Raw genomic sequence first — 20256 nt, 5'->3', positions numbered from 1 at the left:
GCGTCGGGTCGAGGTCCGCCGGTCCGCCGGTCCGCCGTACCGCCACGGGTCAGGCCTTGGCCTGCATGCCCGACCGAGCGGGATTGGCCTGCTTGGCCGCTTTTGGATCCTTTTCATCCTGCTTGGCCCGCACTCCGGCGGCCACCCGGTCGCCGATGTTCTTGTCGACGTTGCGCCAGTACCCGAAGGCACGTTGCAGCACCGGTTCGCTCACCCCGTTGAGCAGGTGCCCGACGATGTTGTCGACCAGCCGGTCGCGGGCCGCGTCGTCCAGCACCTGGCGAACCATGGTGCCGGCCTGCCCCCAGTCGTCGTCCTCGGCGTGCGACGAGTACGCCGCCCGGACCATCTCGCCGTCGGCGTACCAGGTGCCGCCGTCGTCGGTGAGATTCGGCTGCGCCTGCGGTCCGCCGTACGAGTTCGGCGCGTACACCGGGTCGGTGACGTTGCGCACGCGCATCGCGCCGTCCTTCGAGTAGCTGTGCACCGGCACCTTGGGCGAGTTGACCGGGATCTGCCGGTAGTTGACGCCGAGCCGGGCGCGGTGCGCGTCAGCGTAGCTGAACCCGCGGGCCAGCAGCATCTTGTCCGGGGACAGCCCAGTGCCGGGTACCACGTTGTTCGGCTCGAACGCCGCCTGCTCCATCTCGGTGTGGTAGTCGGTGACGTTGCGGTTCAGGGTCAGCCGGCCCACCTCGTGCAGCGGGTAGTCGCCGTGCGGCCACACCTTGGTCAGGTCGAACGGGTTGAACCGGTACGTCCTGGCCTGCTCGAACGGCATCACCTGCACGTACAGCGTCCAGGACGGGAACTGCCCGGCGGCGATGTGCTCGAACAGGTCCCGCTGGTGGTAGTCGGTGTCGGCCGACGCCATCTGGTCCGCCTCGTCCTGGGTGAAGAACTCGATGCCCTGGTCGGTCTTGAAGTGGTATTTGATCCAGAACTTCTCGCCCCGCCTGTTGATCCACATGTACGTGTGGCTGCCGTACCCGTTCATGTGTCGCCAGGTACGCGGAATGCCCCGGTCGCTCATCAGCCAGGTGACCTGGTGCGCGGATTCCGGCGACAGGGTCCAGAAGTCCCACTGCATGTCGTGGTCGCGCAGGTTGTTGTCGGCCCGGCGTTTCTGCGACCGGATGAAATGCTGGAACTTCATCGGGTCCTTGATGAAGAAGATCGGCGTGTTGTTGCCGACGATGTCGAGGTTGCCGTCGCTGGTGTACAGCTTCACGGCGAAGCCGCGCGGGTCGCGCCAGGTGTCCGGGCTGCCCCGTTCCCCGGCGACGGTGGAGAACCGGACCATCGTTTCGGTCTCGGTGCCGGGCTGGAAGACCGCCGCCCGGGTGTACGCGCTGACGCCGCCGGTCACCTGGAACGCGCCGAACGCGCCGCCGCCCTTGGCGTGCGGCTGCCGCTCCGGGATCCGTTCCCGGTTGAAGTTCGCCATCTGCTCGATCAGGTAGTGGTCCTGCAGCAGCAGTGGGCCGTTCGGGCCGACGGTGAGCGAATGCTCGTCGCTGGCGACCGGCACCCCGGCGTCGGTGGTGGTCGGTGGGCGTTGTCGCTGGTCGGTCACGAGCTCTCCTCGGGTCGGCGGCAAGTCCGTGCGCTACTGGCACCCATACCCAACCAACGACGCTCTCAGCCCTGCGTGCTCGGCCGCCGGGCCCGACACCGGATCCCCGATCAGGCGATGCGGGTGGCCGTGCCGACCGGCACGGCCGGCACCCGGTCGGTGTGCAGCCCGGCAGCGATGGTTTCGACCCTCGTCGTGGGCCGGGTCGACAAGGAGCTGGTGATCGGGCGGCGGCTGGCCGGCGGGGCACCGCTGACCGGCGAGAAGGAGACCGACGAACCGGACTTCACCGGCGCGGTGAACGAGGTCGGGCTGCCGATCTAGCAGCGGCTGGCCGACCACGACCTGTTCAACGAGTGGGTGACCCCGATCGGGTCGGCGGTGTTCGCGATCCCGCCCGGCTGCGGGCCCGGTAGCTGGATCGGCGAGAGCTGCTGGCCTGACAGGTCGGCGGTACCGCAGACGCCGGTGTGCCGGACCGCGGGGAGTGGTCCGGCACACCGATCGGGGGGAAAGGTCAAATCATCCAGCGGTTGCGCTGCACGAAGGGCAGCTTCGCCCAGAGCCGGCCGAGACCCCAGGTGTGGCCGGCGTACGCGGCGGCGAGGACGACCAGGACGACCGCGTAGACGATGTGGTAGTCGACCAGCGGGTTGGTGGCGTGGGCGGGTTCGCCGCTGGCGGTGACGCGATCGAGCGGGAACTCGGCGAGCCACATGAACACCATCATGAGGGCACCGGACGCGGCGGCGACGCGCAGCCCGATGCCGGCGATCAGGGCGATGCCGATGGCACCGAGGCCGGCCATGAACAGGGTGTCGGCCCACCAGGTGCCGGCGATCGAGTGGAAGAACGACTGCAGCGGGCCGACCTCGACCGAGGAGAGGAAGCCCTTGGTCGGCGAGCCGCCGTTGACCCAGGCCCGCTCGGCCGGGGTGGCGAAGCCGAATCCGAAGGTCTTGTCGAGGAACGCCCAGAGGAAGACGAACCCGGTGGAGATCCGCAGCACGGCCAGGGCCCGGGCGGCGGTGGTGGTCAGCATCGCGCCGGGGAGTTCGGCGTGCTCGAGGGGCCGTTGGATCGACCGGTGGCTGCTGTGCTGGATGGTCGTCATCGTCGCCTCCGCGACTCGCATCTCGCTGTGACGAGATCAGCTTCCCGCGTTGGCGGTTCCCGCCGCCTGAGGCGGAACACCCGTGGTGGTCGGGACTAAGGTCCCGACCACCACGGGACGTCCGTCGGCGCCGTCGGCGCTCCGCTCGTCGTGGTCAGAGTCCGGCTGCGGCGTCGTAGCGGAGACGCAGATCGGCCATCTCCGATTCGGTCAGGGCCTCCTTCATTGCCAGCTCCGCGTACTTGGCCGGGAACATCTGCTGCAGCCGGTCGACGAACATGATCTCAGCGGTGGCCTCGACGACCTGGATCCCCGGTGGCTCGGTGGACAGGTCCACGATTACCGGACCGGCGAGCTTCGGGGCGACGTCCCAGGGGCGGTCGGGTCCGGCGACCCCGCACAGGTGGAAGCCGTAGACGGTCCGTACGTCGGCGAGTGTGTCGACGTCGGTCGGCTCGTGGCCGTAGATGTGGACCCCGCAGATCACCGCCGGTGCCGGCTCGTCCCCGTTGGCCGCCTGCACGATGTGTCCGGCGTGGTTGTGCTGCTCCGGGTCCGCCTGTTCAAGCGTGGCACGCATCCGGGTCATGATCTGTCCACGCAGATCCGCCGGTGCCAGGTCGGGGTCGGCCGAGTCGACCAGTACGACCACGCTGACCGACGTCGCCAGCAGGATCACCGCCACCCAGGCAACGCGGTTTCGGTACCACCTGGCGAATCTCTCCCGTGCAACCATGGCTACTTCTCATTTCGTCGCCGAATCCGGATCCTTGGCAGATCAGAGTGGATATTGCCGACGGGGCAGCCCGTCGGGCGGCGCGGCGCGGGTGTCTGTCAGGTGCCGCGCTGTCGACGCTGCGATGCTCCCGGCTGGCCGCTGTCAACGCGGTTGCCCCCACGCTACGGCGATGTGAGTCATTTCAGCACGAGCGAACCCAATTCAGCAACATCGATGCCAGTGTGGTTGTAGGAACACTCAGGAGGTGCGTGGTGTTCGAGGAGTATCCACGTGATACTCCGTGCGCAAGGGCCGGCAAAGCGGGTGCGGACCGGGTTCTGAGGTTGGAGGTCGTCCGAGGCCGCATCACCGAAGGAGGCACCCTGCTTGTCGCTGCGTCCGGTGCCTTCCTGGCCGACGGAGAACGGGTCGAAGCTGATCACGGCGGCACCGGCGGAGCGGCGGGCGTGCTGGTCGGTCGGACCACAGGAAGCAGGGCGCCTCCCGGGCAGTCCAACAATGTCCTGCCTGGGAGGCGCCCCTTGGCCGCCGCTCCGTCTCCGCGGCCGGCGGCTGACCCGACCTACCGGACGTTGATCACCATCCGCCGGAAGGAGTACAGGTTGGGCGAACCGTTGTCACGTACCTGCAGGATGATGTGGATGCTCTGCCCGCCAGCGTTCGACGGGATCTGCACCGTGGCCGAGGTGCCAGAGCTGTTGCTGATCGACACGCTGCCGTTGTACGAGCTGGGCTCGTCGTAGTACGACCACGTGTATGCCAGCGAGTCGCCGTCTGGGTCGCTGGAGCCGGCTGCGCTGAGGTTCACACTGGAGCCAGCGGAGGCGGACATCTCCAGGACATCCTTGGTGGTGTCACCGTTGAGCACGGCGATCGGATGATGGTTGGCGCCGGAGTAGCTGCTGGTGATACTCCAGTCCATCCGGGCCGCGAAGTCGTTGTGAATCGCGGTGCTCCACCGGTTGATCGAGCTGCCACCCTCCGACGCGTCGGTGTACATGTAGTAGGGGTCGAACGACGGCTCGTGGTCTAGTCGACCACTGCAGGACATACCACGTACAGCGGACCTTTCGGCCGGGCCGAACCGACCGCCGAAGCCGCCCCAGTCCACGTGGTCCGGATCGGTCAGCCCGTTCGCGATCTGGTGCAGGAACGCCGGGGTGTCACCCTCGGTCGCCCACTGCTTGTCCGGGTACTGCGCCCCCAGCGGACCGTGGTTCTGGACGTTGGAGTCCAACCAACTGTCCGACGGCTGCCAGCTGTACACCAGGTTCTTTGCGCGGATGTAGACGAGGTTCGGGTAGTTCTTCGTCAACCACGCGCCCGCATCGTCCTGACCGAGGATGTCGTACACCCGGAGCTTGCTGATGAACCGGTTGACCTCTGCCTGGCTGCGAGTGTTCTGTACCTTCCAGACCGCTTGCGCCAAAGTGTTGCCGCCACCCCAGAAGTTGACCCAAACCGGCCGGGGATCGTCTCGGTCCACCGCAGCGATAATCAGCTCTGATCCTGGGGTGTCCCTACCCGAACCGACCGCGTCCATGCCGTAGCCGGTCTGGCCCAACTTCGAGATGGACTGCAGGTACGACAGGCTCGGGTAACCGTCTGCGTGTCGTTGCAGGTTGGACAGCACCTGGCCGTACGCGTTCAGTCGTGGATTGAGTAGATTGTTCATGTTGGAGGAGCTCTGCGTCGGCCGCCAGCAGCTGGTGCTGCCGATGATGCCTTCCAGGTCCACCTCGTTGGCCATCACCAACATACGAACGAGCGACTGCAGGTCGTCCGGGTCGGCACCTAGGTCGGTTGTGTTGATGACCCGCGGTTTTGCGGATGCGGCTCGTACCGATATTGACTTGGCGAGTGAGTTGGTGCGGCCGTCGTTGTCGGTGACGGTGACGGTGACGGTGTAGGTGCCGGCGGTGGGGTACTGGTGCGTGGTGACTGCGCCGGTCTTGATGGTGCCGTTGCCGTAGTCGGTGCGGTAGCTGGTGATGGTGCCGTCAAGGTCGAAGGATGCGGTGGCGTCGACGGTGATGGTGTCGCCGGGTTTGGGGTTGGTCGGGGTGACGGTGAAGGCGGCCACTGGGTCGCCGGGGTTGCTGGTTCGGGCGACTCTGATGGCGTTGACCTTTGCGTTCTCGATGTTGGATACGAATTGGATGTCGATGGTGCCGTCGCCGACGGCTACGGAGCTTTCGGTGGTGTAGGCGGCGTCCGCGCCGACTTGAGCGAAGATGTCGAGGTCGCCGACCTGTTCGGTGTCCTCCATGAGGACGTCGAAGCTTCGGAGACCAGCTGCGGTGTGGTAGACCTCGGCGAAGTAGAGGGTGACTGTGTAGTAGCCGTTGGGCACTGAGGCTGAGTAGCTGAAGTCGCCGTAGCGTTCGCTCTGGAAGAGGGTGTCGTCAGTGGTGCCGCTGATGGGGTCGCTGACGGTGTAGGTGGAGCCGCCGGAGAATCCCGTGTCGGTGGCGAAGGCGGTGCCGTCCGAGCTGGTGAAGGCGCTGCCGCCAGCGTTGACGGCGAAGACCGTCTGAGTAGGTGGTGCGGTGGTGGGTGGTGGTGCGGTGGTGGGTGGTGGTGCGGTGGTGGGTGGTGGTGCGGTGGTGGGAGGTGGGGTGGTGGGGACTGTGGAGCCGGTGCAGACGGTGCCGTTCAAGGTGAACGAGGTGGGTTTCGGGTTGCTGCTGTTCCAGGTTCCGTTGAACCCAGGGCTGACGGTGCCGTTGGTGGGTATGTTGCCGTTGTAAGAGGCGTTTCTGACGGTCACGTTGCTCCCGGACTGGCTGACCGAGCCGTTCCAGAGCTGAGTGATTGTCTGGCCTGCGGGGAAGGTGAACTGGAGTGTCCAGCCCGAGATCGGGTCGCCGAGGTTGGTGATGTCGATGGTCGCGCCGAAGCCGCCAGACCACTGGCTGGTGATGTTGTAGTCAACCCGGCAACCGGCTGCGGCGCTGGCTTGAGTGGCGACGGCTACTGTCGTGGTGGAAGCCACGACGAGCGCGGTCGCGGCCAGCGCGCTACGTCGGAGTCCGGACAGTCGAGCTTTCTTGTGGTGGGCAAGCCTCATCGGGCTTCCTCTCTGCCGCCCTAGTCAGGACGATGGGCGGCGAATAGCGCAGCTGGACCTGAGCTGAGCGCATTGCTGCCAGAAGGTGAACGGACATATCGCCGGCTGCCGCCCCAGCTGCGGTTATGAAGGACGAGAGTTTGCGGCCGTTGCCCTCGGCCACAGAACGAGCAGCGCCCCCGGTCTCCCGAACGCCATATCGACAGTCATCATGGCAGACGAGAATCGCAGCTGCAAGGGTAGTCGGCACTGAATAAATATTCCGTGCCGGTGGGTGCACTGTTTCGCCTTGATTGGCGTCGGTGCTTGTGGGTGATCGGCCGGGCTGACACTTACCAGTAGGCGCTGCGCATGCGACAGCGAGCGTCGTCGCGGTAACCGCGCGACGCCGGAGTCCGCTAGATGGCGTTTTCGAGCCGGCAGACCTCGGCGGGGGCGTCCCTTCCTCTGCCTATTGCAGGCCGGCGATGCCGGAATGGGCGTAGCTGAGGGCGTGGGCCTGCTTCTCGCCGGATGGCCGGCGAGCTACTGCTGACCTTTGCCCTCAGCTACGTCGTCGAGGAATTGGGTGCGTCCGTTGCCGTTGCCCTCGGCCACGGAAACATCGGCGCTTCTGGGCTCCCAGCGCGTGTTGTCCACACCTCATCATGCCAGTAGCGGTCGGGCGCTGCAAGGAAAATCGGTTATGAATACCTATTCGAGGAGGATGCGACATCGGTCGACTGCGGCAGTAGGCAATCTTGTCGACCTGCCAGACTTACCAGTTTCGCTGGCCTCGGCGAAACAAATCGGATGAGCTACCGGGAAGTAGGTCGATCTGGGGTGTCAACCAGGAGTTGGGCGACCGTGAGATCGGTGATGAGCACATTGACGTGCTTGCCGAGCAGCGCGCCGCGGATGGCGGCGAGCTTGTTCCGCCCGCCAGCGACGGCGACCCGCCGGGGAATCGTCTGCAACTCTGTGGGACTGATGCCAAGGATTCGGTCGCCGAGCGGGGTGTGCACGGCCTGACCTACGGCGTCGTAGAACCGCAGACAGACATCCCCTACGGCACCGCCGGCGCGTAGGGCCGCCTGGTCAGGCTCCGCGAGGGCGTTGCCGCTCTCGAGTAGCAGCGGCGAGGGCTCGAGGCTGCCGATGCCGACCAGTGCCATCGTCAGCTTAGGCCAGGTCTGCAGCACTTCCGCGACGGTGGGATCCCGCAACAACGCCTCGCGAGCAGCCTCGGTGCCGAGCATCGCCGGCGCCGGCATGAAAAGTGGCTCGGCTCCGGTCATCGCCGCGAATCGGCTCATCAGCAGGTTTGCGCGTACCTGCACGCGAGGATTCCCGACGCCACCGACGATCTGGACGACCTGATCAACGACGCGGGTGCGGGACGGACGCATCCGTTCGACGGCGGCCAGCAGAGTCGCGCTCCACGAGGAGATGCCGACCCGGTCACCGCCGGTGAGGGTGGTCTCCAGGTAGTCGGCTGCCGCCGCGCCCAGAGCTGGGAGCAGGTCATCCACGCTCGAGGCATCGACCACCACAGCCTCATGTAGATCGTACTGCTGCTCGATAACCTCCTCCAAGTCGGTGTGGACACCGGCCGGCAGCGACACGATCGTCCGGACGATGCCAATCTCAGTGGCTCGTTTGAGCAGCCTGGACACACGTGCCTGCGAGATGTGCAACTCATCGGCGATGCTGGTCTGCCGCATGTTTCGTTCGTGGTACATGCGGGCGACCTTCGCGACAAGCCGAACCTGGTCGTCGCTGTATGCCGCTCGTGGTTTCGTGCCGACGACATCCTCCTCAGCTGCGGCTTGGTGGCTGCCCTCTGGTACTTGCCCGAGGGCCGGTTGGCCGATCCCTGCCGATCGTAGCGCCCGCCTTTGGGCCGGCAGGGCGCACGCGTAGCACGGCCCACTCAGAGCCCGTGCGGGTCAGCGTCGAAGCACCCGGTGGGCCGCGTCGACGATGCCGGCGGGAGAGATCCCGAAGTGCTCCAGCAGCCATCGGGCCGAACCGGTGGGCGCGAACACACCGGGGACGCCGACGAACCTGACCGGAACCGGATGGTGCTGCACAACGGTCTCCGCGACAGCTCCGCCCAGGCCGCCCGTGGTCAGCGCCTCTTCGACGGTGACGATCGCGCCGGTGTCCCGCGCCGCCGCCACGACGGCGTCGACGTCGAGCGGCTTCACGGTCGGCATCGACAGCACGCGAGCCTCGATGTCAAGCCGACTCAGCAGCCCGGCGGCCTCCATCGCCGCGGAGACGACGGTCCCGTTGGCGATGATCGTGATGTCGGTTCCTTCGCGGAGCCGGACCGCCTGCCCGGCCACGAAGCGGTAGTTCTCGGCGTTGACCGCAGCGACGCCCATCCGACTGACCCGGATGAAGACCGGCCCTGGATGCCCGGCCGCCCAGCGGACCGCCTGCCCGGTCTCGGCGGGGTCGCTGGGCACGATGACCGTGAGATTGGGTATGGCACGGAGCCAGGCCAGATCCTCGATCGAGTGGTGCGTGGGTCCGAGCTCGCCGTAAGCCATGCCCGGGCTCATCCCGCACAGGTTCAGGTTGTGGTTGGAGTACGCGGCGTCGACCTTGATCTGCTCGAGCGCGCGGGCGGTGAGGAAGCACGAGGCGGCCGAAACAAAGGGTATCTTCCCGCCGTTGGCCAGGCCGGCGGCAACGCCCACCATGTCCTGCTCGGCGATGCCGACGTTGATCAGCCGGTCAGGAAATCTGCTGCTGAACTCGCTCAGCTTGCTGGAACCCACCGAGTCGTTGACCACCGCGACGATCCGTGGATCGGTTGCTGCGAGCTCGACGAGGGTCGCCGCGTAGGCGTCGCGGCAGTCGTGCAGGACCTGATCGGTCGTCAAGGTGCTCACTCTGTCTCCAACTCAGCGAGGGCGGTGGCAACCTGGTCGGCGTCGGGGACCTTGTGGTGCCAGGCGACCTCGTCGCTCATGAAGGTGATCGGATGGCCCTTCACCGTGTGGGCGATCACGAAGGTGGGTTTGCCGTCGGCCGGGGCGCGGGTGAGCACGTCGAGCAGCGCGCCGTGGTCGTGTCCGTCGACCTCGACCGACTGCCAACCGAACGCACGGATCTTGTCCGCGAGCGGCTCCAGCTCGTTGGTGTCGGCGACCCGGGCACCCTGCTGCAGCCGGTTGCGGTCGACGATCGCGGTGAGGCGCTCCAACCGGTGGTGTGCGGCGGCCATCATCGCCTCCCAGTTGGAGCCCTCCTGCAACTCGCCGTCGCCGAGGACGACGAAGGTGCGTCGACGGGAACCGTCGAGCTTGCCGGCCAGGGCGGTGCCGACCGCGATCGGCAGACCGTGCCCGAGCGGGCCGGTGTTGGCCTCGACACCGCGGACCTTGGTCCGGTCGGGATGTCCGTTGAGCTTGGACAGCGGCTGCAGGAACGTGTCCAGGGCTACCGGGTCGAGCAGGCCGGCGGCGGCCAGCGTGGCGTAAAGTGCGCCGGCCGCGTGACCTTTGGACAGGATGAGCCGATCTCGCTCCGGATCATCCAGTTGGTCTGCGGAGATCTCCAGCACGTGCAGATAGAGGGTGGCCAGGATGTCGATGACACTGAACTCGCCACCGACATGCCCCAGCCCGGCCGCGTTGATCATGCTGATGTCGCGCCGCCGGATAAGCCGGGCTCCCTCCCGGATGTGCGCGATGATCGCCTCCCGGCCGGCCTCGGGGCCGATTCGACCGAGGACGGGCAGCGCCGGGGTGTCGGGGGCGGCGACCGGTGCCGCGTTCATCGGTCCACCACCATCGAACGCAGCAGGGCGTCCTGCACCAGGCGTTGCGCGGTGAGCGCGTCCTGGCGGTGCTGCGCCTCGCGTAGCGCCTGAATGTCGAGCAGATCCAGACCTCGGTGCACCGCTTTGAGGAAGCGGATCGACAGCCGGGCCGCCTCGATGCTGTCCTCCCGGAACGGGAACTGGTCGAGCTGCCAGACGCCTTCCCAGTTGTTCACCCGCAGGGTGTAGAAGAACTCGAAGATCTCGGTGAGGTGGACGGTTCCGACCACCAGGTCGTCGTCCCAGCCGCGGAGGTTGTCGTTGACGTCCATCCCGTAGAGCCGGCCGTGGTCGATGAGCAGCTGAGCGGCGTCGGCGGGCGACTCTCCGCCGTACAGTGAGTGACCGAAGTCGAGCAGGACCCCGACGTTGTCCAGGCCGATCTGTTGGATGCCCAGCAGCGAACGGGCGGCGGAATCCCAGGTCATGTGTACCCGGGGCTCGCGTGGCTTGTATTCGATGGCGAACTTCAGGTCGGGATGAGCGCCAGCGAGCTCGCGCATGCCGTCGACGGCCAGCGCCCAGAGCTGCCGGTGGTCCACCTGGAACGGGTAGTCCCAGCCGTCCTGACCGGGCCATATCTTGACGTAGTCGGCGCCGAGCTCGCGGACGACTCCGGCTGCCTCGTGCATCAGGTCGAGCGCGGCGGAGCGCACCGCCGGGTCCGGGTTGGTGAAGGCGCCCTTGCTGAACCTGCGTAGGTAGATCTCCGGCGTGATGCCGATGGCAGCCAGGCCGGCCTCGGCAAGCGCGTCCTTCACCTCGGACAGGCCGACTCCCGCAGTGAACGGGTAGTTCAGATCGACCACGGACAGCTCACCGACCTCGCCCGCCCGGGCTATTGCTTCCAGGGTGGTGACAGCGGGGGCGTAGCCGTCCACCGCGTAGCGGTCGACGTAACTGGCGAAGTGCCACAGTCCGGCACCGAACCTCGGCTCACTAGGCATATCTATTCAACTCCGAAATCCGATTCACTAGAAGGTTACCAGAGCCCGGTAGGGGCACAAAGCTTCCCAGCGCCCCTACCGGGCGGCGTACGTCACTCCAGCGCGAACAAGGTGTACGAGTCGGCGTTGTCTGCGGTGATCAAGGCGCAGTCGATGGACTGCTTTTCGGGCTGACTGGCGGTACCGGTGCGAATCACCTCGTCGGCCTGTTCCACCGCGGTTTCGGCGATCAGCACGGCCGGCTGCAGGCCGGTCGCGAGCAACTCGCCGGCCTTGATCGCGGCCACCGCGTCCGGGCTGCCGTCGAAGCCGGCGATGACGATGTTGTCGCCCAGGCCGGCGGCCTTGACCGCGGCCAGCGCGCCCAGCGCCATCGTGTCATTACCCGCGATGATGCCCTTGATGTCCGGGTTCGTCTGCAGAATCGTCTCAGTCTTGGTGAACGCCTCCTGCTGGTCCCAGTTCGCCGTCTCCTGGGCGACCAGCTGCATGTCCGGGTACTGCGAGATCACACCCGAGTAGGCGCTGGAACGAACTCCGGCGTTGGTGTCGGAGGCCTTGCCGGTCAGCTCGACGTAGCCGCCGCTACCGTCCATCGCCCGGACGAACTCCTCGGCGACCAGCGCGGCACCCTGTGAATTGTTCGCCACGATCTGCGCGGTGGCCAGGCCGGTCTCGTTGATCTCCCGGTCGATGAGGAAGACCTTCACATCGGCCTCGACCGCCTTACGGATCGGGCCGATCGACGCGTCGGCGCCGGCGTTGTCCAGGATGATCGCTTTGGCCCCAGCGCTGATCGCCGAATCGATCAGCTCGGACTGCTTGTTGGGGTCGTCGTCGTGCGACGTTGACGTCGTCTCGTAGCCGAGCGACTCGGCCTTGGCCACTGCCGCGTCGGCCTCTGCCTTGAAGAACGGGTTGTCGTGCGACGGGGTGATGACGGCGATCAGCCCGCCGGCCGAGTCGGTCGAATCGTCGGTGGCCGGTGCGGTGCCGTCGTCGGTGCCGCACGCCGCCAGGGCGAGCGTCCCGGCGACCAGCAGTGCGGCCGCCCGCCTTACGGGAGAACGGAACATCGGTGCTGCCTCCTCAGTTGGGAATTTGTGGGGGATGGGGACGGCTACGGGGATGCCTGCCTCGCCGCCGTAGCCGCAGAGGAACGTTTCAGGCGTTGCTGGCCCTGATCGAGCAGTACGGCGAGGATGATTACCGCTCCCTTGATCACGATTTGCCAGAACGTGGAGACTCCGACCATCACGAGGCCGTCGGAGAGAAAGCCGATCACGAATGCGCCGACCAACGCGCCACGGACCGTGCCCCGCCCGCCGGCCAGGGACGCGCCGCCGATCACTACTGCGGCGATCGCGTTGAGTTCGAAGGTCTCCCCGGACTGTGGCGCGGCCGAGGTCAGCTCCGAGGCGATGATCAGACCGACCATGGCGGCGCAGAATCCGGACAGCATGTAGACCCACATCTTGACCTTGCGGATCGGTACGCCGGACAGTTCGGCCGCCCGCTCGTTGCCACCGACGCTGAACAACCAGCGCCCGAACGGCATCCGTCGGATCAGCACCATCGCGAGCAGGGCCAGCAGCACCATGATCCAGATTGAGGTGGGAATACCGAGCAGTCGGCCGCGACCAAGGAAGCCGAAGCCGGTGTTGCCCAATTCCGGGCTGCCTTCGAGCCGGGGGAACGTGGCGCCGTCCGAGATCAGCATGGCGATGCCGCGCGCCACGTACAGCATGCCGAGGGTGGCGATGAACGGGGCCAGGTTGAATCGTGCGACGAGCAGTCCGTTGACCGCGCCGACCAGCATCCCCACCGCGAGGGAGATGACGATCACCGCCCACACCTGCGGGTACAGGACGACGTCGAAGGAATTGATCTCCCAGCCCTGCAGCAGCACCCCGGCGACGATGCCGGACAGCCCCACGATCGAGCCGACAGACAGGTCGATTCCGCCGGTGAGGATGACGAACAGCATGCCCAGCGCGAGAATGGCGTTGATCGCCACATGGCGGGTCATCGTGATCAGGTTGCTGCTGGTCAGGTAGGTGTCGGACAGCGAAGCGAAGATGACCACGATGACGGCGAGGGCGATGAACGCCCGCAGCTCCAGGGCTGCGTCGCCCAGCCGGCGGGTCCAGCTCGGTCCCGATCGCACCGTCGGCCGGCGTTCGCCGGCCGTCGCGGTGGCCGGCTCGCTGGTGCGGATGCTGGTCATGCGGTCGCTCCATTCGACGGTGGCGGCGGCGTGGCCTCGCCGGAGGCCGCCATGAGCTGCTCCTTGCTGGTGGTCGCCGGGTCCAGGATCTGCACCACCCGGCCGCGGTACATCACCACCACCCGGGTGGCGGCGTTCAGCGCCTCGCCCAGTTCTGAGGTGGCGAACAGCACCGCGACACCCTGCCGGGCCTGGTCCGCCATCAGTGTGAAGATGTCCGCCTTGGCGCCGACGTCGATACCCCGGGTCGGCTCGTCCAGCAGCAGCACCCGCGGCTCCGTCAGCAGCGCCTTGCCGATCACCACCTTTTGCTGGTTGCCGCCGGACAGTGAAGTGATCGCCGCACCGGCGCCGGCGGCCTTCACCGTGACACTGGCAATCGTTCGGCCGACCGCGCCGGCTTCCTTCGCCCGGGCGATGAGCGGCCCGAGCCGGAGCCGCCGGATCGCCGCCAGTGACAGGTTCTCGCCGACCGACATGGTCTGCACCAGGCCGTCCCGTTGCCGGTCCTCGGGAACCAGTACGAGCCCTAGGTCGATCCGCTCGGCGATGCCCGCCGAGGCGACGTCCTGGCCGGCTACCGTGACCGATCCAGTGTGCAGCGGTAGCCGGCCGGCGAGCGCCTCCAGAAGTTCGGTACGGCCAGCGCCCATCAACCCGTACAGACAGACCACCTCGCCGGCGTGGACGGTCAGGTCCAAGCTGTCGACGGCTAGGCGAGCCGGGTTGGTCGCGTCCACGACGCTCACGCCGCGGATCCGCAGCAGTGGCTCGCCCGCCGGAGTCGTCAGCCTCGGGTACAGGTCGTCCGGGCTACGACCAACCATGTTCGCGATGATCCAGTTCAGGTCGACGTTGGCGGCGTCGTCGGTGGCGATGAGCGCTCCGTCGCGCAGCACAGCGACGTCGTCGGCGATTTCCAGCGCCTCCTCCAGGTGGTGGGAGATGTAGACGATCGCCACGCCATTGCCGGTCAGCTCGCGGATGACCCGGAACAGCACCTCGACCTCGGCCGCGCTCAGCGCGGACGTCGGCTCGTCCATGATCAGAACCCGGGTGTCGAGCGAGATCGCACGCGCGATCTCGACGATCTGCTGCTGACCTAGGCGCAGGTCACCGACCAGGGCGTCTGGGTCGATCGGCTCCTCCAGCCGGTCCAGCAGGGCCGTGGTGATTCGCCGCTGCCCCCGAGTTTCGAGCAGGCCTCCGCGCCCGGTGCGCTCACGTCCGAGGAACAAGTTGTCGGTGACGCTGAGGTTCGGACACAGGTTGAGTTCCTGGTGAATGATCGCGACCCCGTGCCGGACGGCGTCAACGGCAGACCGGAACGTCACCGGCGTGCCGTCCATCTCGATCACCCCGCTCGACGGCGTCTCCACCCCGGCCAGGATCTTCATCAAGGTGGACTTGCCGGCGCCGTTCTCGCCGAACAGGGCGGTGACGGCGCCGGCACGGACGCTGAAGTCGACCCTGGTGAGCGCCTGAGTGCCGCCGTACACCTTGCTGACCGCACGGGTACGCATCACGACCGGACCGGCGGTGGTCACGGTGCCACCGCCAGCTCGACCGGCGTCACCTGGATCAGCTCCGGGTTGCTGCCGTAGGTGAACGCACCCACGAACGACACCTGCTTGCCAACCGCGGCCTCGGCGTCGAACCCCGCCAGCACCTTCGCCTTCACCTGGTTGTTCAGCTCGGTGGCGGCGTCGGCGTACTCCAGCTGGTTGAGGAACTGGTCAAAGGTGATGAAGCCGGCGGCATCGCGTAGCGCGGTGCCGTTGATCGCTGGCCCGACCTGCAAACTCACCTGCACCCCCTCGGGCAGCCCGTCGATCTGCAGTGGTAGCAGGGTGCCCGCGACCGGTCCGGCCACGCCGGTGCCGGTGGCGGCGAAGGCGTAGCGGGCGTTCGGGCCGTCGCGGTGCCCGTACTCCTGCCCGGCCGCCGCCGGGTCGGCCGTGACCGCCTCCAGCAGCTGGGCGATGTCGACCGCGTTCTGTTCGATGGCCGGCACCACCTCCGTGTCGTAGCGCTGTGCGGCGTACCCGGCGGCGTCGAACTGCTGCGCCGCACCCGCGACGGCGGCTTCCTCCGCATCGACCACCTTGGTGGTGGACGCGATCGCGATCAGCAGCGCCACCAGGCACGTACCGCCGATCACCGAGGGACGGCGTAGCAACGCTACGGCGGACTGTCGGGTTGTCTGCGTCATCGCGAAGGTGCTCCTCTCGTCGGGGTTGTCGCGGACGGGTCGCGGCTCGTGCGGGTCGGTCAGTCGCCGATGTCCGGAAGGTCAGACACCCGGCCGACCCTGGACCGCGCAACGGCTGCGGCCCACTCGGTGCGGCGCCGACCCCGGGCCTCGGCCGCCATGGTGGGCTCGACGAGCATGCCTGCAGACACCGCCGCGTCGGCGTCGGCCAGGCCGAGCGACTGCCGGGCGAGCGTCGCGGCGCCCAGCGCGGACGTGTCCACCGCGTCGGCCACCCGAACCGACCGGCCCAGCAGATCGGCCTGCAACCGCATGAGCCGGCCGCTGGCGGTGGCGGCACCGTCGGTGTGCAGCATGTCGATCGCGGTCGAGTTGACCTCGATCGCCTCGAGCACGTCGGTGACCTGGTGGGCGACGCTCTCCAGGGCAGCCATCGCCAAGTGGGCCCGATCGGTGCCGCCGGTGATACCGGTGAGGATGCCGGTCGCGGACCGGTCCCAGTACGGGGCGCCGAGACCCGAGAACGCCGGTACGAAGTGCACGCCGTCGGCGTCGTCGACCGCGTCGGCGACCTTCTCCAGCTGCCCTACGTCGGGCAGGCCGAGAGTACGGGCCATCCAGGCGAGCGCGGCGCCGGACGCGATGATGTTGCCCTCTCGGGCATAGGTCGGCTTGTCCGTCAGCCAGGCCAGCGTTGTGGCCACCCCGGCGGACGGGACGTCGGGGTGCGCGACCGCCGCCATCACGGAGGTCCCGGTGCCGTAGGTGGCCTTCGCTGTACCGGGCAGGTGACAGCCGTGCTGGTACAGCGCGGCGTGCGAGTCCGCAAGCACTGCGGCGACCGGCAGCTTCGCCGGCAGTACGCCGAGGTCGGCGGTGACCCCGAAGCCCGCGTCGGAGGCGCGCACGGGGGGCAGAACCGCGCGGGGTACGCCGAACGCGGTCAGTAGGTCCGTGTCCCAGTCCAGCGTTGTGAGGTCGTACAGCAGCGTTCGGGAGGCGTTGCCGGCCTCGCAGGCGAACACTGCCCCACCGGTGAGGTTCCAGACGAGCCAGGCGTCGACCGTGCCCACGACGATCCCGGCCCGTTCTGCCGCACCGGGTTCGGTCAGGCCTGCCGCCGCCAGCAGCCAGGCCATCTTGGGCGCGGAGAACATCGGGTCCAACGGCAGTCCGGTCCGCTGGCGTACGGTTTCGGCCAGCCCGGCGGCGGTCAGCTGCCGGCACTTGTCGTCCGCTCGGGCGTCCTGCCAGCTGAGCACTGGGCCGATTGGCCGGCCGGTGCGGCGGTCCCACCCGACGACGGACTCCCGCTGGTTGGACACGGCGACTGCGGTCGGGGTCGGGCCACCTGCGGCGTCGAGGCAGTCCCGTACCGCGATCAGGACACTGCGCCACAGCTCCTCCGCGTCCTGTTCGACCCAGCCTGGGCGAGGGAAGGTGACGCCTGCCGAGGCCGACGCGCGGCTGAGCACCGTCCCGGAACCGTCGACGAGCAACGCCTTCGTGTTGGTGGTGCCCTGGTCCACCGACAGGATCGTGTCCATCGTCACCTTCTGGATATCTATTCACTATTGAATCAAGTGTCATCAGGTTACGGCCCCGTGACCACCACGTGTCAAGAGCCGGCTGCGTACCCGTTACTGCACGATCTGTGTCCGCTGGCGGCGTTCACCGGTCAGTGGCAGGCTGGGTGAGACCGGCGGGGTCGGCCAGCGGCGTCGCTCGTCAGCTAACCGGAGGTCCGCTACGGTGGCAGGCGAACTGGGCGACCCCTCGGCAACGCCAACGGCGGAGCGGCCGACGGCACCTCGGCTCAACCGGCGCCGAAGCAGACGAACGCGGCGGCCGTCGCGTGCCGGGCCCCGACCGCACCGTCCGGGTCCGCGGCGAACGCCCGCTGTGCCCGGGCCAGCGCCACCGCTGGCGCATGCCCGGCCAGCATCTCGCGGTGCAACTCCAGCATCAGCGCGGTGGTCAGCTCGCCCGGCACCGGCAGCACCGTCGCGATCAGACAGCGGGCGCCCAGCGCCAGCAGCACCGCGGTGAAGCCCATCACCTCGTCGCCGGGGCGGACCCCGGCCAGCCCGGAATCACAGGCCGACAACACCACGCAACCGGGCGGACTAGTAATTCGCTCCAGTTCGTACGCGGTCAACGGTCCGTCGGCCAGCTCCAGCGTGGAGAACAGCGGGTTGTCCGCCCGGAACCGCCCGTGCGCGGCGATGTGCGCCAGCCCAGTGCCGTTGAGCGCCCCGGTTACCGCGTCGGCGGTGGCGGCGGCCCTGGTGAGCACGCGGGAGCCGGGCAGCACCGCACCGAGCTGCCGCACCTCGGTCTCGGCAGCCGGCAGTCGCGGCCCGGCCACCAGTACCGCCGGCCCGCCGGCCGGCTGCGGGTCCACCCCGCCGGACCGCCGGCCGGCGGCCCGCAGCCACGCCGTCGCCGACGGCGCCACCGTCACCGCCCGGCCCGCACAGGTCGGCAGACCCGACCACGGTACGGCGTGCAGCTCGCCGATCGGCACGATCACCAGCGGACGGTCGGCGATCAGCTCGCGTACCGGATCGAAGAGTTGCCGGTCCAACGCGCCGGCGGTGTGCCGTACCCCGGTCCGGGCGTCGGCGCTGTCGCCGGTGGTGACCAGCCGGCGCAACCCGAACCGGTGCAGCCGGGCCGCCCGTACCGCGTCGGCCAGCGGTCCGAGGTCGTGCAGCGTCGGCCGGCCGTCGCGGACCAGCACCGCGAGCAGCCGCCCGCCGTGCGTCACCAGTTCCAGCAGTACGGCGGCACCGAGCGCCGCGGCGAGGTCGGTGACCCCGGGCGGCGCGTGCAGTTCGCCGCCACCGTTGACCCCTCGGGCCAGCTCCCGGATTCGCTGCTCCAGCCGGGCCTGACTGCCGCGTAGCGTCTGGACCGGGTTACCGGCCAACAACGCGTCCTCAAGTGCGGCACTGACCATCCGCAGCTCGGTCAGCGCGGTGGCCAGGTCCGGGTCCGGTGGCGGTGAGACCCGTCGCATCCGTAGCGCATTGGCCCGCCACCGCTCCGCCCAGGTCAGCACTTGCGCCGGTGCGCCCCGCCGGACGGCGATGTCCAGGCCTTCGGCGGCCAGTTCCTTGCCGTACGTCCCGCTGTTGGCCCGCAGTTCGGTCGCGCCGAGCGAGGCGCGGTGCCCGTCGAGTACCGCCAGACCGTGGCGCAGCGCACGGGCCGCCCCGGACTCGTCGCCAGCCAGCCGGTGGCGCAACGCCAGGGCGTACCACCCCTGGGCCCGGCGGGGCGCGGTACCCCGCCGCCGGGCGTCCGCGGCGACCTCCAGCAGTTCGACCGCCCGGCTGTGCCGGCCCAGCGCAGTGGCCAGCCGGGCGGCCTCGATCCTGGTGGTCAGCGCAGGTCCGGGCCAGCCGGTGGCGTCGAGCTGGTCGGCGGTACGGATCATCGCGGCGAGCAGTGCGGGGGACCGGGTACCCCGGGCGTACCCGGCCCGCAGCTCGACGTGCCGGGCGAGGGTGGCCCAGGCCCGCCGGCCTTGCCGTCGGAACCGGCTGCGCGCCGCACCGGCGGTGTCGGCTGCGGTGGCCAGGTCGCCGGCGAGCAGCGCGGCACGCGCCTGGGCGAGCAGCGCCTCGGCCAGGTCGGAGGCCATCCCGAGCCGGCGCAGCTCGGTCACGGCGGTCTCGGCCACCGCGACCGCCTCGTCGATCAAGGGAACGGACAGCAGCAGCTCGAAGCGGTCCAGCAGCAGCGCGGGGCGGGGCACCGCGAGCCGGCGGTACTCGGTGTCGACCTCGGCGAAGCAGTGCAGCGCGCCGGCCACGTCGCCGCGTTGTCCGGCGGCGATGCCGCTGTTCCACCGGGCGTCGGCGGCGGCCAGGTCCAGCCCGAGTTGACTGAAGATGGCCGCAGCGCGGCTCAGGTCGTCGTCGGGGCCCCGGCCACCGCGAGCCGTACGGCGGCCATCGGACGGACCGTCGGGGTCTCCGTCATCGGCATCGGGGTCTCCGGCGCCGGCGTTGAGGTGGGCGTTGAGTAGCCCTCGGTTGTTGCGGGCGCGCGCCTCCAACAGCAGGTCGCCCTCGCGGCGGGCGATCTCCACCGCATGGTCGTAGTCGCGGACCGCTTCGTCGAACCGGCCCCGGTAGTGCAGTACCACGCCGCGCTGCATCCGGGCTCGGCCGGCGTCGGCGCCGGTCAGCTGCGGTAGGGCCAGGGTGACGACCCGCAGCGCGGCGGTGGTCCGACCGGCACTGGCCAGGACGTAGCCGAGGCTCATCCGGGCCAGCGCCCGCAGCCGGGCGTCGTCCCCAGCCCGTACCGCCCGGCGCAGATGGCGTGCCGCGCCGGTCAGGTCGTTGAGCTCGCGCAACGCCAGTCCGATTGCACGTTCCGCAGTGGACCGGGTGCGGGCGTCAGGTGCATCGGCGAGCACCCGGTGGGCGATCGAGATGGCCTCGTGTGGGTAGCGCTGGACGGTGTCCAGGGCCCGCTGTGCCAGGTCGACACCGGAATCGGTGCGTTCGGTCACGAGAGAGAGAATTCCCCACCTGTGCGCCC

At 68.6% G+C, this 20256-nt stretch carries 16 protein-coding genes; 1 reads left to right on the top strand and 15 read right to left on the bottom strand.

Annotated elements, in window-relative coordinates; genetic code table 11:
- Positions 1-49: 49 nt before the first annotated feature.
- Positions 50-1576: a catalase gene (locus ACFHW1_RS05860; protein WP_416556943.1), complete on the bottom strand. Its 1527-nt coding sequence runs from the start codon at positions 1574-1576 to the stop codon at positions 50-52.
- 117 nt (positions 1577-1693) lie between these two features.
- On the opposite strand from ACFHW1_RS05860, the gene ACFHW1_RS05855 reads away from it, so the two are divergent.
- Positions 1694-1900 (top strand): hypothetical protein, encoded by a 207-nt coding sequence (locus tag ACFHW1_RS05855; protein ID WP_416567805.1) that lies wholly within the window; start codon positions 1694-1696, stop codon positions 1898-1900.
- Positions 1901-2093: 193 nt separating this feature from the next.
- Here the strand turns inward: ACFHW1_RS05855 and ACFHW1_RS05850 are convergent, their stop codons facing one another.
- The 14 genes from ACFHW1_RS05850 to ACFHW1_RS05785 form a co-directional block, all read right to left on the bottom strand.
- The gene (locus ACFHW1_RS05850; RefSeq protein ID WP_416567804.1) at positions 2094-2690 is read right to left on the bottom strand and encodes a hypothetical protein; all 597 of its coding nucleotides are present in this window, start codon (positions 2688-2690) and stop codon (positions 2094-2096) included.
- A gap of 154 nt (positions 2691-2844) precedes the next feature.
- Positions 2845-3426, bottom strand: a complete 582-nt coding sequence (locus ACFHW1_RS05845) for a hypothetical protein (RefSeq protein ID WP_416556945.1) — start codon at positions 3424-3426, stop codon at positions 2845-2847.
- Positions 3427-3605: 179 nt separating this feature from the next.
- Positions 3606-3851, bottom strand: coding sequence for a hypothetical protein (locus ACFHW1_RS05840; RefSeq protein WP_416615022.1), 246 nt, complete (start codon positions 3849-3851; stop codon positions 3606-3608).
- A 140-nt stretch (positions 3852-3991) separates the two neighbouring features.
- Positions 3992-6499: a nucleoside hydrolase-like domain-containing protein gene (locus tag ACFHW1_RS05835; RefSeq protein WP_416556947.1), complete on the bottom strand. Its 2508-nt coding sequence runs from the start codon at positions 6497-6499 to the stop codon at positions 3992-3994.
- 797 nt (positions 6500-7296) lie between these two features.
- Positions 7297-8175 (bottom strand): sugar-binding transcriptional regulator, encoded by an 879-nt coding sequence (locus tag ACFHW1_RS05830; RefSeq protein ID WP_416615020.1) that lies wholly within the window; start codon positions 8173-8175, stop codon positions 7297-7299.
- A 252-nt stretch (positions 8176-8427) separates the two neighbouring features.
- A complete protein-coding gene (locus ACFHW1_RS05825; RefSeq protein WP_416556949.1) occupies positions 8428-9381 on the bottom strand; it encodes a transketolase family protein in 954 nt (317 codons plus the stop codon).
- A complete protein-coding gene (locus ACFHW1_RS05820; RefSeq protein ID WP_416556950.1) occupies positions 9378-10271 on the bottom strand; it encodes a transketolase in 894 nt (297 codons plus the stop codon). The genes ACFHW1_RS05825 and ACFHW1_RS05820 overlap by 4 nt, the downstream gene beginning before the upstream one ends.
- Positions 10268-11260, bottom strand: coding sequence for a sugar phosphate isomerase/epimerase family protein (locus ACFHW1_RS05815; RefSeq protein WP_416556951.1), 993 nt, complete (start codon positions 11258-11260; stop codon positions 10268-10270). The genes ACFHW1_RS05820 and ACFHW1_RS05815 overlap by 4 nt, the downstream gene beginning before the upstream one ends.
- 92 nt (positions 11261-11352) lie before the next feature.
- Positions 11353-12336 carry a D-ribose ABC transporter substrate-binding protein gene (locus ACFHW1_RS05810; protein ID WP_416556952.1) on the bottom strand — a complete coding sequence of 328 codons (984 nt, stop codon included), beginning with the start codon at positions 12334-12336 and terminating at the stop codon, positions 11353-11355.
- Positions 12337-12380: 44 nt separating this feature from the next.
- Positions 12381-13487: an ABC transporter permease gene (locus ACFHW1_RS05805; protein WP_416556953.1), complete on the bottom strand. Its 1107-nt coding sequence runs from the start codon at positions 13485-13487 to the stop codon at positions 12381-12383.
- On the bottom strand, positions 13484-15034 hold the full coding sequence (locus ACFHW1_RS05800; protein ID WP_416556954.1) for a sugar ABC transporter ATP-binding protein: 1551 nt from the start codon (positions 15032-15034) through the stop codon (positions 13484-13486). The genes ACFHW1_RS05805 and ACFHW1_RS05800 overlap by 4 nt, the downstream gene beginning before the upstream one ends.
- The gene (locus ACFHW1_RS05795) at positions 15031-15699 is read right to left on the bottom strand and encodes a DUF2291 family protein (protein ID WP_416556955.1); all 669 of its coding nucleotides are present in this window, start codon (positions 15697-15699) and stop codon (positions 15031-15033) included. The genes ACFHW1_RS05800 and ACFHW1_RS05795 overlap by 4 nt, the downstream gene beginning before the upstream one ends.
- Before the next feature lie 59 nt (positions 15700-15758).
- On the bottom strand, positions 15759-17246 hold the full coding sequence (locus tag ACFHW1_RS05790) for an FGGY family carbohydrate kinase (protein WP_416556956.1): 1488 nt from the start codon (positions 17244-17246) through the stop codon (positions 15759-15761).
- 269 nt (positions 17247-17515) lie between these two features.
- Complete coding sequence (locus ACFHW1_RS05785; protein WP_416615018.1) at positions 17516-20227, bottom strand: CHAT domain-containing protein; 2712 nt, start codon at positions 20225-20227, stop codon at positions 17516-17518.
- Positions 20228-20256 lie beyond the last annotated feature (29 nt).

The organism is Micromonospora sp. LOL_014, from assembly GCF_048060245.1.
Classification (GTDB): Bacteria; Actinomycetota; Actinomycetes; order Mycobacteriales; family Micromonosporaceae; genus Micromonospora_E.
Note: the sequence above shows the minus strand (reverse complement) of the source record. Positions and strands in the feature narration are given on the sequence as shown.

Excerpts from the sequence above, each read along its gene's own strand:
- ACFHW1_RS05810 (WP_416556952.1), bottom strand. The coding sequence starts at position 12,336 with ATGTTCCGTTCTCCCGTAAGGCGGGCGGCCGCACTGCTGGTCGCCGGG.
- ACFHW1_RS05820 (WP_416556950.1), bottom strand. The coding sequence starts at position 10,271 with ATGAACGCGGCACCGGTCGCCGCCCCCGACACCCCGGCGCTGCCCGTC.
- ACFHW1_RS05790 (WP_416556956.1), bottom strand. The coding sequence starts at position 17,246 with ATGGACACGATCCTGTCGGTGGACCAGGGCACCACCAACACGAAGGCG.
- ACFHW1_RS05855 (WP_416567805.1), top strand. The coding sequence starts at position 1,694 with ATGCGGGTGGCCGTGCCGACCGGCACGGCCGGCACCCGGTCGGTGTGC.
- ACFHW1_RS05835 (WP_416556947.1), bottom strand. The coding sequence starts at position 6,499 with ATGAGGCTTGCCCACCACAAGAAAGCTCGACTGTCCGGACTCCGACGT.
- ACFHW1_RS05795 (WP_416556955.1), bottom strand. The coding sequence starts at position 15,699 with ATGACGCAGACAACCCGACAGTCCGCCGTAGCGTTGCTACGCCGTCCC.
- ACFHW1_RS05815 (WP_416556951.1), bottom strand. The coding sequence starts at position 11,260 with ATGCCTAGTGAGCCGAGGTTCGGTGCCGGACTGTGGCACTTCGCCAGT.
- ACFHW1_RS05805 (WP_416556953.1), bottom strand. The coding sequence starts at position 13,487 with ATGACCAGCATCCGCACCAGCGAGCCGGCCACCGCGACGGCCGGCGAA.
- ACFHW1_RS05845 (WP_416556945.1), bottom strand. The coding sequence starts at position 3,426 with ATGGTTGCACGGGAGAGATTCGCCAGGTGGTACCGAAACCGCGTTGCC.
- ACFHW1_RS05850 (WP_416567804.1), bottom strand. The coding sequence starts at position 2,690 with ATGACGACCATCCAGCACAGCAGCCACCGGTCGATCCAACGGCCCCTC.